The following is a 13,453-nucleotide window of genomic DNA, read 5'->3' on the forward strand; positions in this document are numbered from 1 at the left end:
ATTGGCCGCTACAAGATGAGCTTGATACCTGAAACCAGCAGCAGGAACGCAAGGATTCCGCGCAGCCAGCGGTCGGACAGGTAACGGCTGCCGATCCAGGCGCCGACCGAACCACCGATGGCAACGGCGGCAAGCCAGATCGGCAGGGCGGCCGGGATATGATCCCATGCTGCATAGGCCCCGACCAGCGCCGCAGCCGAGTTCATCAGGTTATAGACCGCCGTGGTGGCGGCCGTCTGCCGGGCCGTGCCCCAGTTCATGCTGAGGATGATCGGGGCCAGGAACACACCGCCACCTGTTCCGGTCGTCCCGGACACGAAGCCGATGACGGCCCCGGTCGCCAAAGCCGCGCCGAAGGGTGGTGTGACTACGGTTCCGGAGGCCGACGGCCTGCCGTGAAACGCCGTGCGCATCATCTGAAGCGCGGAAAGGATCAACACGATCCCGACGACCGGGAAATAGACGCTTTCCGGCAACTGGACCGCTCCGCCAAGCATCGAGGAGGGAAAGCCGAGAATGGCGAAAGGCCAGACATTCCGCCACGAAAGACGCCCGGCCTTCAGGAACAGAACTGTGCCGATGGCCGCAACCATCAGATTCAGCGATAACGCCGTCGTCTTCATGGCAAGGGGCGCAAAACCTGCCAGACCCATTACGGCAATGTAACCCGATGCCCCGGCCTGACCGACCGCCGCATAGATCAGAGCGATGACGAGGAAGGGAGCCGCAAGCGGACCCGTGTCGATATTCAATATGCCGGTCCCCAACTGTTTGAGGCCCAGCTTATGCCCCGCCAATGCGCCATAACCAAGGACAGCTGACGGAGTTTGAACGCCGTTCTGCCTTTCCCGCCTCCGGCGTGATCCGGCCGGGCTCCGATATGGGTGGTCTCCCCCCGTCCGGATCACGCCGCGCCATTCGCGCCGTTCGCATCAGCCATTGGCGCGTCTGCCGATATCTTCGCCTTGTCTTGCGAGCCGGGCCATGCCCGGCGAGCGCGATTTTTCCGGGACGTGCGGCTGGGATCGCACGCGCGACGGCCGCCGGTCCATCGGATCGGCGGCCGTGATGCTTTGGGCCGGCGTCTAGCCTACGGGCGCAGCGGGCGCCAAGATTCATCCGTCCCGGCTGGGCGCCAGGTCAACCGGCGGCAGCGGAACGTGGCCCAGGCGTAAAGCAGCGGCTCCATGCCGTGCCACCAGTCGGCCGCGATGTCGCCGCATCGGCCCTCGAACAGCAGCCTGCCGCGCGCGGTATAAAGCCGGAACTCCACCGGCAACGCGTCGCCGTCTTCGGGCTTGCCTCGCGCGGGAACTCCGTCGGCGTCCTCGCCCAGTCCAATGCAGCCGCCATGATGGTCCTTCGTGACAATCCAGCGCATGTCGTAATCCTTTCCGTGAAGCTGTGGGGTGTGGCGCCCGCCCGATGACGGGCGCCCTTGGGTTGCGGGGAGCTATGCGACCGCCTTCCGGTCCCGCTCTTGCAGGGCCGCCATCCGCTTGCCGATGGTCTGATAATGCTCAACGTCCAGTTCCACGCCGAGCCAGTCGCGGCCCAGCAGATGCGCCGCCGCCAGCGTGGAACCGCTGCCGCTGAACGGGTCCAGCACCAGATCGCCGGGCTTCGTGAACGCCCCGATCAGCCGGCGCAGCGCCGCCACCGGCTTTTGCGTCGGGTGCAGCTTGTTCCCGGTATAGGGGAAGTCCAGCACGTCGGGCACCGGACGCGCGGGCAGAACCGGATCGCCCTTGGCCAGCAGATAGGCCTGTTCGTGCTCGTAGCGCAGGAACCGCGCCGAGGAGGCGTAACGCTTGCGGAACACCAGATGCCCGACGATGCGGAAGCCCGCCGCCTTCCAGGCCTCCACGAACAGATCGACCTTGTTCCAGCCGTAGAAGCTGACGCAGAAGCCGCCGTCCTTCAGGACCCGGTGCATCTGGGCGAAGGCCGGGCGCAGCCAGCGGGCGTTGTCGTCATTGGCGACGGTGCGGCCCTGCCGGTCGCGGAACCGGGTCACATAGGGCGGATCGGTCAGGATGAAATCCACCGTTCCGCTGTCAAAAGCCTGCATCGCCTCGATGCAATCGGCGTTGATGACGAGGTTACGGGGGGTGCTGGTCTTGCCGGTCATGTCTCTGTCCTTTCGGGTTGGGGCGGAGGGCCCTTGCCCTGATCCGCCGATGGGCCGCGCCTCGCCGGTCTGACTTCGGGAAACGCATGTTTCCCCGGAGGCAGAGCGGCGAGGGCGCAGCCCGACCCGCGGCCGCATGGCTGGCGGTCCTGGGTCGGGGCGCAGGGGGTGGGGCGGCCCGCAGCCGCAGGCGAGGACACGGCCCTGCGCCCCGACGACGCCCTCGGGCGGCGCCTGCCCTTTGACGGCCAGACAGGCGGATGCGTGGCGGACAAATCCTTGAGACAGGAAAGCCGTCGGGCCGGGGGTGAGCCGGGCAAGGCCCGGTCGAACCCCCTGCCCGGCTTCTGCGCAAACACGATCCGCGCCCGGCGCGCGGATCACATCGGATCAAAGTGACATAGCCGGTGTCGGCTGAACGGGGCTGCGAGGAGGCGCTGTCGTTCGACGCAGATCCGGTGAACGCTTCGTGGCCGTCGGTATCAGACCTGCGGCGCCAGTTCTCCGAAGCCGTTCAGGTTCATCAGCGCAGCAATGCCGGTGATCAGCCCGGCGGTGCCGCAGAGCAGTTTCAGCGCGATGGCGGATTCGATGGCATCGTGGGTGACACCATGCACGACGGCATAGCCGGCGATCATCGCCGGGATCACGAACACGGCCCGCGCCAGCAGGCAGAGAATCGGATTCCTCGCCTTGAACAGCACCGCGAGCACCAGCCCCACCGACAGCAACGCTACGGTGGCTGCGACCAAGGCCGAGAGCAGGAATCCGGCCTCCGTCGCATGAATGAGACGGAATGTCTCGACCGCGACCATCACCGGCAGTGCATAGATGGCCAGATACCAGGCGATGACGCAGGTGAGCGCGGTGAGCATGACGGCCAGCAGGATCAGCGTCATGGAAGCCTCCGGACCAAGGGGATCGGGAATCGTGCACGACAGGCGGCCAGAAGATAATGCGCTCGCGCCTGCGACCAGGGTTCACTACGCCGTTGCTGCGGATAGCAGCATTCCCAAGACCCTGCGACGGGTCAAGCCGACAGGCGGAAGGCTAAGGAGATGATGCGGATAGGCGCCCAAGACGGTCACCGATCAGCGACAAGCCGCCAACTCGCGTGCTTGTCGTGGAGGCTCGGACCCCTCACCCCCTCCGCAGGATCTTCTCCATCGGCTTTCCCTTGGCCAGTTCGTCGATCAGCTTGTCCAGATAGCGGATCTCCCGCATGAGCGGATCCTCGATCTCCTCGACCCGGACGCCGCAGACCACGCCCTTGATCAGGAAGCGCGCCGGGTTCATGTGCGGGGCCTCGGTGAAGAAACTCTCGAAATCCGTCCGGTCTTCCAGCCGGGCCGTCAGGTCCTCCGGACTGTAGCCGGTCAGCCAGAGGATGATCTCGTCGACCTCGGCCCCGGTCCGGCCCTTCTTCTCCGCCTTGCCCACGTAATGCGGATATACGCTGGCAAAGCTGGTGGTGAAGATCCTGTGCCTGGTCATGTTGCCTCCCAGGTTCTGGCGATGCGCATCATACCCTAACCGAACCGCCCCTGCGCGTCGGGCCATGTCCAAATGGTCTCGTCGGCGAGGATCGCATCCACGACCGCTTCCGCCCTCGACCGGGCGCTCTGCTTGTCGCCCATCGCCATATGCCGGATCTCGATCTCGACCAGAAACACGACGACCTCATCGGGGGACGTTCCCCGGCGCAGTTGCGAGGCCGCCGAGATCAGATAGCCGTCATATTCGTCCGCAAAGGACAGGTTGGCTTCGTCGTCCCATCTGCCCGGCCGGCCTTCCGGGTCCAGCAATCCGATGGGATCCCAGAGCGACCAGCCGATATCGCGCAGCTTCGACAACTTGATCCGGGGGTGCGGTGCGATCTCGGTCATGGGGGCGTCGTGGCAAGAGTCGGGCGGATGGTCAGCTTCGCGCAGGCCGGGGAAGGGTCGCAACGGGAGACGTTGCTAATCCTTCGGCGCCTTCGGCCTCGGCTGATGCAACCGCCGCCGCGCGTTCGCACGAAAGGCATTGCGCAGATCCTTGTTGATCAAGTCGAGATCGAACCATTCCGGATCGAAATGCCCGCCCGCCCATCGCAGCGTGGAGCGATGGTCATCGTGCGTCGGGTCGCGGATGATCCCGAGGAAATCCTCGTAGCCCCACGGCCCGCCGACGTCCTCGGGCGGCCTTGCCCGCGCGCCCTCCAGGCAGAGGGCATGACGTGGCGCCGGGTCGAGCGCCAGCCAATCCTCGATCCGGATCAGGTGCGCCCAACCGTCTCCGAAATCATAGGCATAGGTGAAACTGCCGTCACGCCCGACGAAATCCTGCAGCCGGACCTCGGCATAGTCGAAAACGCGGGGGCTGCCGGAACCGTCATCCAGCAGGGCCGGATCGCCGTAACGCAGCCCGCCGATGCGGAATTCGTGCAGATGGCTGTCGGTCCAGCCGAAGGCCGCCTGCAGGACCGGATGCAGCCGGTCCAGCGTCCAGTCGCAGGGAACCACCAGCCGCCGCCAGATCTCCGGCTCTATCTCGGCTAGGGTGACATGCAGCCGCACCGCATTCGGAGGCTGGAACACCCCTGCCCTCCCCGGTCAGATGGCGAAGTCTTCGAGGGATTTGCCGGCCTCCAGGCCCTCGACGATCCAGGCGGGCTTGCGGCCGCGACCGCTCCAGGTGATCTCGGGGTTTTCCGGATGGCGGTATTTCGGCGCCACGGTGGCGCGCTTTTGCGCCGGGGTAATTTCCGCCAGTTCGCCCAGCGAGAAACCGTGCTCCTTTGCCACCGCTTCCGCCGCAGCCCGCGCCTCGGCCTTGCGGCGGTCCTCGAAAGAGGCGATGGCCTTGGCCACGCTCTTTTCCAGCTGCTTCAATTCGGCCAGCGACAAGGCATTCAGGTCGATATCGGTCATAAACGTCCCCTGTTGTTATGGCGCCGGTTTAATCCAATAGCGGTCAAACGGCAATTCCCACGCTCAATCGGGGATCCGCCCAAGCCTCGGACAAATCATCGCCCGATCAGCTTTATCTCCCTGAGCGGGTGCCCCGTGTCGATGAACAGCCGTCCCGTCGGTTTCAATGCGGCCCGCAATCGCTCAAGGGCGCGTTGCTCGATATCCGGGTGGCGTCCATCCAGCGCCCCGACACGCATCGCAAAGGCGAGATCGAAGGGCGCTTCATCGGGCGGTAATTCGAAATCCTCGATCGCCGCTTGCAGGAACCGCAGGCGGCCGGTGGCGATTTCCGTGCTCGATCCGGCCATCGCGCTTTCGATCGCCTTGGCCGAGCGGTCGATGGCCAGAACGAAGCCGCTCCCGACGCGACGGGAAACCTCTCGGGCCGCCACGCCCGGACCGCAACCGATCTCCAGCACCCTCTGGCCCGGCGCCAGCGGCAGCGCGTCGACGAAGGATACGATCCGGTTCGATATCCGCGGGGCCATGATGGTCAGCCCTTGTCGGATTGCCTTCGGCCACCAGGCGCCGATCCGAACTGCCGCTCGAGCCATCCGACTCCGAAGGCGACGATATCCTGCGCGTCGAACAGATGGCAGCGCGCGGCGCCGACCATGCCCTCGCAGTGCCGGCCCGTCGCGACATAGGCGCGGGCGATGATCTCGACCGCATCCGGCTGGCCCTCGACCGCGAAGCAATCGAGGATGCCGTTCGAGTCGAAATCCGTCGCCGCTTCCCAGACCGTCCGGCCATCCGGGCCCAGCACCGGCATCTCGTAGCTGACGCGGCGCTTGCCGGGGATGTCGGCGACGGCCTCGGCGTAATGCAGCACGGTCACGGCATCGAGCGGCGCACCCAGCAGCAGGGTCTTGCCGCCAAGGCGCACGAAACGTTCCAGCGGCGAGCCCTCGCCCAGGGCCTGCCCCAGCCTATGCGGTTCGACCAAGGTCCCGGCCAAGGGGCCGACCGCGACCATCGAGGCATCCGGGTGGGCGCTGCGCCGCGCATCCGGCAACTCGGCAAGGAACCGGTTCAGCAGGCCGAAGCCGCGATATGTCCCGGCAGTCCGGGGATCGAAGGCGGGCCAGTCGCGGCGCAGGGCCTCGTCCATGCGGGCGCCGTTCAGCGTCTCCTCATAGGGCGAGCGGTCCCAGGACGCATATCCCATCACCGTGCCGCCCGGCCCCACGGCATCCATGAGCGCCTAGACGACCCCGGCCGCTCCACCCTCGACCGGGCCGAGCGCCTTCAGCGAGGCGTGGACCATCACCAGATCGCCCGGCCGCAGGCCAAGCCGCCGAAGATCCGCCGTGATCGAGGCCTTGCTGCGCATGGGCCTAGGGATTGTCCCTGAACCAATCCACGATGGCGGGCATGTCGCGCTCGAACCCGCCGGGGATGAAGACGTTCAGGACACCGACGCGCTCGGCGGTGCGGTTCCTGAAGTCATGGGTCACCCCGGCCGGGATGCGCAGGAAGGTCCCTTGCGGCGCGTCCAGCCAGTCCGCCCCGGCCAGGAAGCTGACCGTGCCGGCGATGACGTAGAAGATCTCGTCATTCACTTCATGCGCATGCGCGCCCGGCCCGTCGGCACCGGGCTCCAGCCACCATTCCGAGACGCTGTAACGCGCAGCCGTCTCGTCCTCGTCGGCCTTGAACACCGCCGTCATCCGGCCGAGGGCGTAGCGCCGTCCCTCGCCGGGCGGAAGATGGATAACGCCCTTGCCCGCGTGTTCGTCGCCCATCGCTGCCTCCCGGTGGCTGATGGAAAGGACCCCGACAGCATAGCCTGCCTGGGCCGCGCTGTCAGGTCCGGCGCCAGGAGCCCGGCTCGCGCGGCAATGCCCGGAGGCCCTAAGTCGCGTCCTGATCCGCCTTGCGCAGAACCACCCTCAGCGTGCCGCTGCTGCCACCGCCGCAGAAGAACCGCGCGCCGCCGTCGGATTCCAGCCCCGAGACCCCGGTGCCCGGCGGCATCTCCAGCCGCTCCAGCACCGCGCCGGTGGCGGGGTCGATGCGGCGGATGTCGCTTTCCTCGCCCTGCCAGGTGCCGTGCCAGAGCGCGCCGTCGGCCCAGGTGACGCCAGTGACGAAGCGGTCGCAGTCGATGCTGCGCAGCACCTCGCCGGTCTCGGGATCGACCTGGTGGATGCGGCGCCCGCGATGCTGGCCGACCCAAAGCGAACCCTCGGCCCAGGCAAGCCCGGAATTGCCGCCCTCGGGCGCGGGAATGGTCGCCAGAACCTCGCCGCTTTCCGGGTCGATCTTGCGGATGACCGCCCCGGCGATCTGGAACAGATGCGTGCCGTCGAAAGCCGTGCCGGCATCGGCGGGGATCTTTAGCGCGCCCAGCAGCGCGCCGCTGTCGGGGTCCAGCGCGTTCAGCCGCTCGCCGCTGGCGAACCAGACCTGCCTTCCGTCGAAACTGACGCCATGCACCTCTTCGATTCCCGGAAAGGGGCCATATTCGCGGATGATTTCAGCCATGCGTTTCATGGCTCCATCCTAGCGCATCGGCAGCGGCGCCGGGAGTAACAAGCTTGTCGGGAAACCCGGTATGCTCCGCGCGATCCAGCGCCGGGCGCGGCCATGGCCGAACCATTCCACCCTGCCCGCCCGCCGCAGTTCCGCCAGCGCGCGCTGCACGCTGCGCGGGCTGACATCCAGCGCCAGGGCCAGCGCCGAGCTCGACCAGGCCTCGCCATCAGCCAGCAGGGCCAGCAGGCCCGCGTGATCGCCCTCGACCGGCGGGGCCAGCACGGCGATCCTGCGCCCGCCGCGAGGCTCCAGCACGAAGCCCTGGCCGGTCGCCCTGATCTCGGCGAGCGGGGCGAGGTGCCCGCGCAGCCGCCCGATCTCGACCCGCAGCCTCGCGCGATGCGATTCGTCGGCATGGCGGGCGCGAAAGGCACGCGCGAGCAGGGTTTCGCGCGACACGTCGCCCGGCCACGCCTCGGCCAGGGCGCGCAATAGCGCCATCAGCACCGGCCGCCCGGCCAGCGGCACAACCGTCGCACCACACCGCAGAAAATTGCGGCAGGCATCGACCAGCAGCATATCCGAGCCGATCAGCGCCTCGACCCCAGCCAGGTCCAGCAGCGTCTCGCGCCCGCTTTCGATCAGCCGCGCGGCCGGGGCGTCGAAGGCGGCGCGCGCCTGTGCGACCTCGGCGGCCAGCGCGGCGATGCCCGTCTCCTGCGCGGCACGGGCGGCCCGGTCCAGTGCGACCCGCGCATCCCCGGCCCGGATGCGGCGCATGGCAATGCCCGCGGCGACCAACCAGCAGCCGGGGCGCGACGCCGGGGGCAGCGCGGCGGTATCCAGCGCCTCCAGCACCGCCTCGGCCTGATAGAGACGCCCGGTCAGCAGCAGCAGCCGGGCCTGCAGGTAGCCGGCATGGGCGGCGTTCGCCCAGTCGTCCTGCGCCGCAAGCGCGCCTCGCGCCGTGCCAAGCGCCCGCTCCAGTCCGCCCAGGTCGCGCGTGACCAGCGCGATTTCCGCCGCGGCCAGCCGGCAGCGGGCGCGGGCCAGGGGATCGGCTCTGAGTCCCCGCGCGGCGCGGCGCAGCAGGTCCCGCGCCCGGTCCAGATCGCCAAGTTGCGCCATGGCGATGCCGCGCAGTGCCAGCGCCGGCGGGTCGTCGCGCAGGGCGACCCGCTTCAGCGCCGTCAGCGCATCCCCCGCCGCCAGCGCCTGCGCCGCTGCCGCAATCCCGTCATGCTTGTTACTCACGCCCGGATGCCGCCCCGTCCTAGACTGCTTCATGTCCCGCAAAGCATCGGACGGGAGGCCCGCAATGACAACGCCCACGCAAAAGCCCGGCGCGGCAGGCTGGCTGGCCCTTGCGGCGGCGCCCTGCTTCGCCGCCATGGCCGGAATCACGGCGGCCTCGCCCGCGCTCTGCCTGTCCGACCCCGGCCCGCTGCCGCTGGACGGCATGGCCACGATGTATCTGCTGATGGCCCTGTTCCACCTGCCGCCCTGGTTGCGGCTGATGGCCGGCCGACATCCCATCCCGAAAGGAGACCGACCATGACCCAAGCCATCGTTTCCCGCGAGGCATGGCTGGAGGCCCGCAAGGCGCTGCTGGCCCGCGAACGCGACATGACCCACCAGCTCGACGCGCTGCGCGCCGAGCGGCGGAGGATGCCCTGGGTCCGCATCGACAAGCCCTATCGCTTCATGGGGCTCGACGGCGAGGTGACGCTGGGCGACCTGTTCGGGACCCGCAGCCAGCTCGCCGTCTATCACTTCATGCTGGCGCCGGGATCGGAGCATATCTGCTCGGGCTGCGCCTTCGTCGCCGATCATGTGGATGCCGCCCGCCAGCATTTTGAGCAGGCCGACCTGGCCTTCGCCGCCGTCTCGCGCGCGCCGGTCCCGCAGATCGAGGAGGTCCGGCGGCGGATGGGCTGGCGCCTTCCCTGGCTGTCCTCGGGAGACGGCGATTTCAACCACGACTTCGGCGTTTCCTTCACCGAGGAGGATCGCGCCGCCGGCCGGGCGATCTACAATTACGGCACGGTGATCAGGAACAGCCCGGACATGTTCGGGGTCAGCATCTTCGTGCGGCAGGACGACGCCATCTTCCACAGCTATTCCACCTATCACCGCGGCGTGGAACTGCTGATGGGCGCGTTCAACTGGCTGGACCTCACCCCCAAGGGCCGCAACGAGAACGGCGCCATGAGCTGGCTCAGGCTGCATGACGAATACTGAGCCGGGCGCAGAGGATCAGGGCGGGCGCTGAGCATCCGGCGCTTAGGACGATATCAGGGCATCTGTCCTGACGATGGGCTGGGGTGCCTGCTGGCCGGGCAATGAATGCCCCTCGATAACCGCGAGCAGGGGAAACAGGTCGCAAGCGGCCAGGGGACACGGCTTGCAGCCCCCGGCTGCCCGCCCTAAATTCCGACCATGATGTTCGTGTCCACATTCTTCCCGCTGATCTGACCGGCCCTGCCGCCGGCGCTTTCGCGCCATCAGATCGACACGGCGGCCCGCGATTAGGGCGCCAAGCGGAGAATGCGTGATGACCAATCCCGAACCCACCGGCCTGACCAAGCATCAGGTTCAAAGCTTCATCGAGGACGGCTTCGTCAGGATCGACGGCGCCTTCCCCACCGACCTCGCCCAGCAATGCCGGGACGAGTTGTGGGCGGCGACGGGCCTCTCGCCCGACCGGCCCGAGGGTTGGACGCGACCCGTCATCCGGATCGCATCGATGTCCACGCCCGCCTTCGTCCAGGCCGCCAACACCCCGCTGCTGCATCGGGCCTATGACCAGCTTGCCGGGCCGGCGCGCTGGCTTGCGCCGCAAGGGCTGGGCAGTTTCCCGATCCGCTTCCCCTCGCCCATCGCCCCCGGCGACGATGGCTGGCATGTGGACATGAGCTTCGGCAACAGCCCGGATTTCATGGAGTGGCGGGTCAATGTCAAAAGCAGTGGCCGCGCGTTGCTGATGCTGTTCCTGTTCTCGGATGTCGGGCCCGGCGATGCACCGACCCGGATCAGGCAGGGCTCGCATATGGCCATTGCCCGCGAGTTGCTGCCCCATGGGGCGGCAGGCGCGACGCTACGGCAATTGTCGGCGAACGGCTATGCCTCGACCGAGACCTGCCCCGAGGTGCTGGCGACCGGCGCGGCGGGCACGGTCTATCTGTGCCATCCGTTCCTGGTCCATGCCGCACAGCCGCACCGGGGGACAAGACCCCGCTTCATGGCCCAGCCGCCCTTGCTGCCCAAGGGCGAGTTCGACCCGGCCTTGCCGCCCTCGCCCGTCCAGATCGCCATCCGCAGGGCCTGCGGGCTGGCATTCTGAAACCGGCAGGGTCCGGGGCTGCGTCAGATGAGCGACGCCCAGGCATCGGTGACAACACCCTGCGTCTTCCTGGCCCTCTCCATGCCGCCGCCGTCGTTCACCTTGCGACGATGAAAAGACGGCTGCCGTCGCGGATCAGTTCCAGCGCCGCGACGGCTCGGCGGCCGGCAAGCATGCCACGCAAATCCGCGACCGAGGAAACCGGCGTCCGGTTGACGGCGACGATCATGTCGCCGCGGCGCAGGCCGATCCAGGCCGCAAGGCTGTCCGGCTCGACGCTGTCGACCATGATCCCGGCACTGCCCGCCCGGCGCGCCTCCTCCGCCGAGGCGTTGCGCAGCCGGGCGCCATCCAGCGGCGTGCCGGCGAAATCACCGGAGGAGGTCGCATCGGCGGTGATGGTCAGGGCGACCTCCCGCGCATCCCCGTCGCGCCTGACCGTCAGGCGGATGGTGCTGCCGACGGGCGTCAGGCCCAGCCGGTTGCGCAGATGCGTGGCGCCCTGCACCGGGGCGCCGTCGACAGCGGTCACCACGTCCCCCGCCTTCAGCCCCGCCTTCTCGGCGGGCGAGCCGGGCTCGACATTCGCGATCACCGCGCCGTGGATGCCGCCCAGCTCCAGCGCCTCGGCCAGGTCGGGCGTCATGTCGTGCATGCCGATGCCCAGCCTGCCGCGCCGCACCTCGCCGTGCTCGATCAGCTGCCGCATCACGGCGACGGCCATGTTGCTGGGCACCGCGAAGCCGATGCCGATATTGCCCCCTGCCGGGGTCAGGATGGCGGTGTTGATGCCGACCAGCCGGCCGTCCAGCGTCACCAGCGCGCCGCCCGAATTGCCCGGATTGATCGAGGCGTCGGTCTGGATGAAATCCTCATAGCCCTCGCGGCTGATGCCGCTGCGCCCCAGCGCGCTGACGATGCCCGAGGTCACCGTCTGGCCCAGGCCGAAGGGGTTGCCGATGGCGGCGACGAAGTCGCCGACCTGAAGGCGGTCGGAATCGCCGATCTCCAGCGCGACCAGATCCTCGGCCTCGATCCGCAGCAGGGCGATTTCCGTGGCCTGGTCGGCGCCGACGAGCTCGGCCCGGAACTGGCGCCCGTCCTTCAGGGTGACGCTGATCGCGCTGGCCTCGGCGACGACGTGATGGTTGGTCAGCACATAGCCGTTCTGGGCGTCGACGATCACGCCGGAGCCGGCGCTCATCTGCCGCCGCACCGGCGGGTCGCGAAGATCGAAGAAGCGGCGGAAATAGGGATCGTTGTAAAGCGGGTTCGATACCGCCGGCGTTTCCGAGACCACCGCGATATTGACCACCGCCGGGGTCACGCGCGACAGCATCGGGGCGATGGTGGGAATACCGCCCCCAGCCTCGGGCATGGGCTGCCCGACAGCCGCTTGGGGCGGCGCGACCAGCGCCAGGATCGTGCACAGCGTGATGACGGCCGCGCGCAGTCGGGGGATTTTCATCGACATCGGCAATCTCCGTTTGATCGGTGGTGATTTCCTTTCTCGCCCGAGACCAGACGGAGAACAAGAAAACGGCCCGGCGGGTTGCCGGGCCGTTCGGGAGGTCACGCTGTCGAATAGGGCCGGTCGTCGCCCGACCACAGGCTGACGCCCGCCAGGATCGCGACGACCAGACCGGCGATCACATGCACCCACATCGCCGCCGCGAGGGTCGCGAAGCCCAGGACCCAGGGCGCGATCACCGCCCAGAGGCCAAGGGCGACATTGGCCCATTCCTCAAGCCTGTGGAACGCGAAGAGCGCGGCCAGCGCGATCAGCGTCATCGCGGCCCCGACGAGCCAGGCGTTCCACGCCGCGGCGGTCTCGGCCGCGAAGCCGAGATACCAGGGCGACAGCAGAAGACCGAGACCGGCAACGACATTGGCGATGTCGAATGCCGTCCGGCGATCGAGAGACAGGGATTTCAGCATCGTTCACTCCTCCTTGTCGGTTGCTTGGTGATCCCGTCAATGGACCTTCCCCTGCGGGGGAAGGCTGGATGCGGCGGCGGCGGTTGTCGCCGCCGCGATGGCTCAGCCCTTGATGGCGATGCGCTTGACCTGCGACTGCGCCTTTTCCGTCTTGGGCAGGGTCACGGTCAGCACGCCGTTCCTGAAATGCGCATCGACCTCGTCCTCGCGGATCTCGGCGCCCAGCGGGATACGGCGCTCGAAACGGCCGTAAAAGCGTTCCGAGAATTGCCGGTCCTTATCCTCGACCTCCGAGCGTTTCTCGCCCTTCAGCGTCAGCACGCCGTCATCCAGCAGGACTTCGATGTCCTTCTCGTCAAGGCCCGGCACCTCGGCCGTCACCCTGATCTCCTTCTCGTTGTCGGAGATCTCGACGCTCGGCCAGCCGCCGCCAAAGGCAGGGACCGTGCCGACCGCGGGCAGGCTGAAGCCGCGGAAGACGTCGTCGAACAGCCGGTTCACCTCGCGATGCAGCGACAGGAAGGGATCGCGGTCGCCGTCGCGGAAGGCGGTGGGAAGCTGGTTGCCGCCATTGCGGTTCCAGGGGATCAGATCACGGACATTCATGAT

General features: G+C 67.9%; 18 protein-coding genes and 1 pseudogene. 3 read left to right on the forward strand and 16 right to left on the reverse strand.

Annotated elements, in window-relative coordinates:
• Positions 1-8 precede the first annotated feature (8 nt).
• The 13 genes and pseudogenes from PARN5_RS0103650 to PARN5_RS0103710 all read right to left on the reverse strand — a co-directional run bounded on the left by PARN5_RS0103650 (position 9) and on the right by PARN5_RS0103710 (position 8,817).
• Positions 9-752 carry a sulfite exporter TauE/SafE family protein gene (locus tag PARN5_RS0103650; protein WP_026155153.1) on the reverse strand — a complete coding sequence of 248 codons (744 nt, stop codon included), beginning with the start codon at positions 750-752 and terminating at the stop codon, positions 9-11.
• A 338-nt stretch (positions 753-1,090) separates the two neighbouring features.
• Positions 1,091-1,381, reverse strand: coding sequence for a hypothetical protein (locus tag PARN5_RS0103655; protein ID WP_017998430.1), 291 nt, complete (start codon positions 1,379-1,381; stop codon positions 1,091-1,093).
• 72 nt (positions 1,382-1,453) lie between these two features.
• Positions 1,454-2,131 (reverse strand): DNA methyltransferase, encoded by a 678-nt coding sequence (locus tag PARN5_RS0103660; protein WP_017998431.1) that lies wholly within the window; start codon positions 2,129-2,131, stop codon positions 1,454-1,456.
• A 482-nt stretch (positions 2,132-2,613) separates the two neighbouring features.
• The gene (locus PARN5_RS0103665; RefSeq protein WP_017998432.1) at positions 2,614-3,030 is read right to left on the reverse strand and encodes a hypothetical protein; all 417 of its coding nucleotides are present in this window, start codon (positions 3,028-3,030) and stop codon (positions 2,614-2,616) included.
• Positions 3,031-3,271: 241 nt separating this feature from the next.
• A complete protein-coding gene (locus tag PARN5_RS0103670; protein WP_017998433.1) occupies positions 3,272-3,625 on the reverse strand; it encodes a DUF2200 domain-containing protein in 354 nt (117 codons plus the stop codon).
• Between the two features lie 35 nt (positions 3,626-3,660).
• Complete coding sequence (locus PARN5_RS0103675) at positions 3,661-4,017, reverse strand: hypothetical protein (RefSeq protein WP_017998434.1); 357 nt, start codon at positions 4,015-4,017, stop codon at positions 3,661-3,663.
• Between the two features lie 75 nt (positions 4,018-4,092).
• On the reverse strand, positions 4,093-4,710 hold the full coding sequence (locus PARN5_RS0103680) for a plasmid pRiA4b ORF-3 family protein (protein WP_017998435.1): 618 nt from the start codon (positions 4,708-4,710) through the stop codon (positions 4,093-4,095).
• Between the two features lie 15 nt (positions 4,711-4,725).
• Positions 4,726-5,043, reverse strand: a complete 318-nt coding sequence (locus PARN5_RS0103685; RefSeq protein ID WP_017998436.1) for an H-NS histone family protein — start codon at positions 5,041-5,043, stop codon at positions 4,726-4,728.
• Positions 5,044-5,138: 95 nt separating this feature from the next.
• Complete coding sequence (locus PARN5_RS0103690) at positions 5,139-5,573, reverse strand: class I SAM-dependent methyltransferase (protein ID WP_017998437.1); 435 nt, start codon at positions 5,571-5,573, stop codon at positions 5,139-5,141.
• Positions 5,574-5,578: 5 nt separating this feature from the next.
• Positions 5,579-6,418, reverse strand: a pseudogene (gene aac(3), locus PARN5_RS21620) (aminoglycoside 3-N-acetyltransferase).
• Between the two features lie 4 nt (positions 6,419-6,422).
• Positions 6,423-6,830: a cupin domain-containing protein gene (locus PARN5_RS0103700; protein WP_017998440.1), complete on the reverse strand. Its 408-nt coding sequence runs from the start codon at positions 6,828-6,830 to the stop codon at positions 6,423-6,425.
• Positions 6,831-6,939: 109 nt separating this feature from the next.
• Positions 6,940-7,581 (reverse strand): PQQ-binding-like beta-propeller repeat protein, encoded by a 642-nt coding sequence (locus PARN5_RS0103705; protein ID WP_017998441.1) that lies wholly within the window; start codon positions 7,579-7,581, stop codon positions 6,940-6,942.
• 9 nt (positions 7,582-7,590) lie between these two features.
• A complete protein-coding gene (locus PARN5_RS0103710; protein WP_017998442.1) occupies positions 7,591-8,817 on the reverse strand; it encodes a hypothetical protein in 1,227 nt (408 codons plus the stop codon).
• A gap of 64 nt (positions 8,818-8,881) precedes the next feature.
• Between PARN5_RS0103710 and PARN5_RS0103715 the strand changes: the two genes are divergently transcribed.
• The 3 genes from PARN5_RS0103715 to PARN5_RS0103725 all read left to right on the forward strand — a co-directional run bounded on the left by PARN5_RS0103715 (position 8,882) and on the right by PARN5_RS0103725 (position 10,906).
• On the forward strand, positions 8,882-9,121 hold the full coding sequence (locus PARN5_RS0103715; RefSeq protein WP_017998443.1) for a hypothetical protein: 240 nt from the start codon (positions 8,882-8,884) through the stop codon (positions 9,119-9,121).
• Entirely contained in the window at positions 9,118-9,804 is a 687-nt protein-coding gene (locus PARN5_RS0103720; protein WP_017998444.1) for a thioredoxin family protein, read from the forward strand. Before PARN5_RS0103715 ends, PARN5_RS0103720 begins: the two co-directional genes overlap by 4 nt.
• A gap of 313 nt (positions 9,805-10,117) precedes the next feature.
• Positions 10,118-10,906, forward strand: coding sequence for a phytanoyl-CoA dioxygenase family protein (locus PARN5_RS0103725; RefSeq protein WP_017998445.1), 789 nt, complete (start codon positions 10,118-10,120; stop codon positions 10,904-10,906).
• A gap of 97 nt (positions 10,907-11,003) precedes the next feature.
• Here the strand turns inward: PARN5_RS0103725 and PARN5_RS0103730 are convergent, their stop codons facing one another.
• The 3 genes from PARN5_RS0103730 to PARN5_RS0103740 all read right to left on the reverse strand — a co-directional run bounded on the left by PARN5_RS0103730 (position 11,004) and on the right by PARN5_RS0103740 (position 13,450).
• Complete coding sequence (locus PARN5_RS0103730) at positions 11,004-12,380, reverse strand: DegQ family serine endoprotease (RefSeq protein WP_017998446.1); 1,377 nt, start codon at positions 12,378-12,380, stop codon at positions 11,004-11,006.
• A gap of 98 nt (positions 12,381-12,478) precedes the next feature.
• The gene (locus PARN5_RS0103735; RefSeq protein ID WP_017998447.1) at positions 12,479-12,844 is read right to left on the reverse strand and encodes an SPW repeat protein; all 366 of its coding nucleotides are present in this window, start codon (positions 12,842-12,844) and stop codon (positions 12,479-12,481) included.
• A 102-nt stretch (positions 12,845-12,946) separates the two neighbouring features.
• Positions 12,947-13,450, reverse strand: coding sequence for an Hsp20/alpha crystallin family protein (locus PARN5_RS0103740; RefSeq protein WP_017998448.1), 504 nt, complete (start codon positions 13,448-13,450; stop codon positions 12,947-12,949).
• Positions 13,451-13,453 lie beyond the last annotated feature (3 nt).

The sequence above is a fragment of the Paracoccus sp. N5 genome (genome assembly GCF_000371965.1).
Classification (GTDB): Bacteria; Pseudomonadota; Alphaproteobacteria; order Rhodobacterales; family Rhodobacteraceae; genus Paracoccus.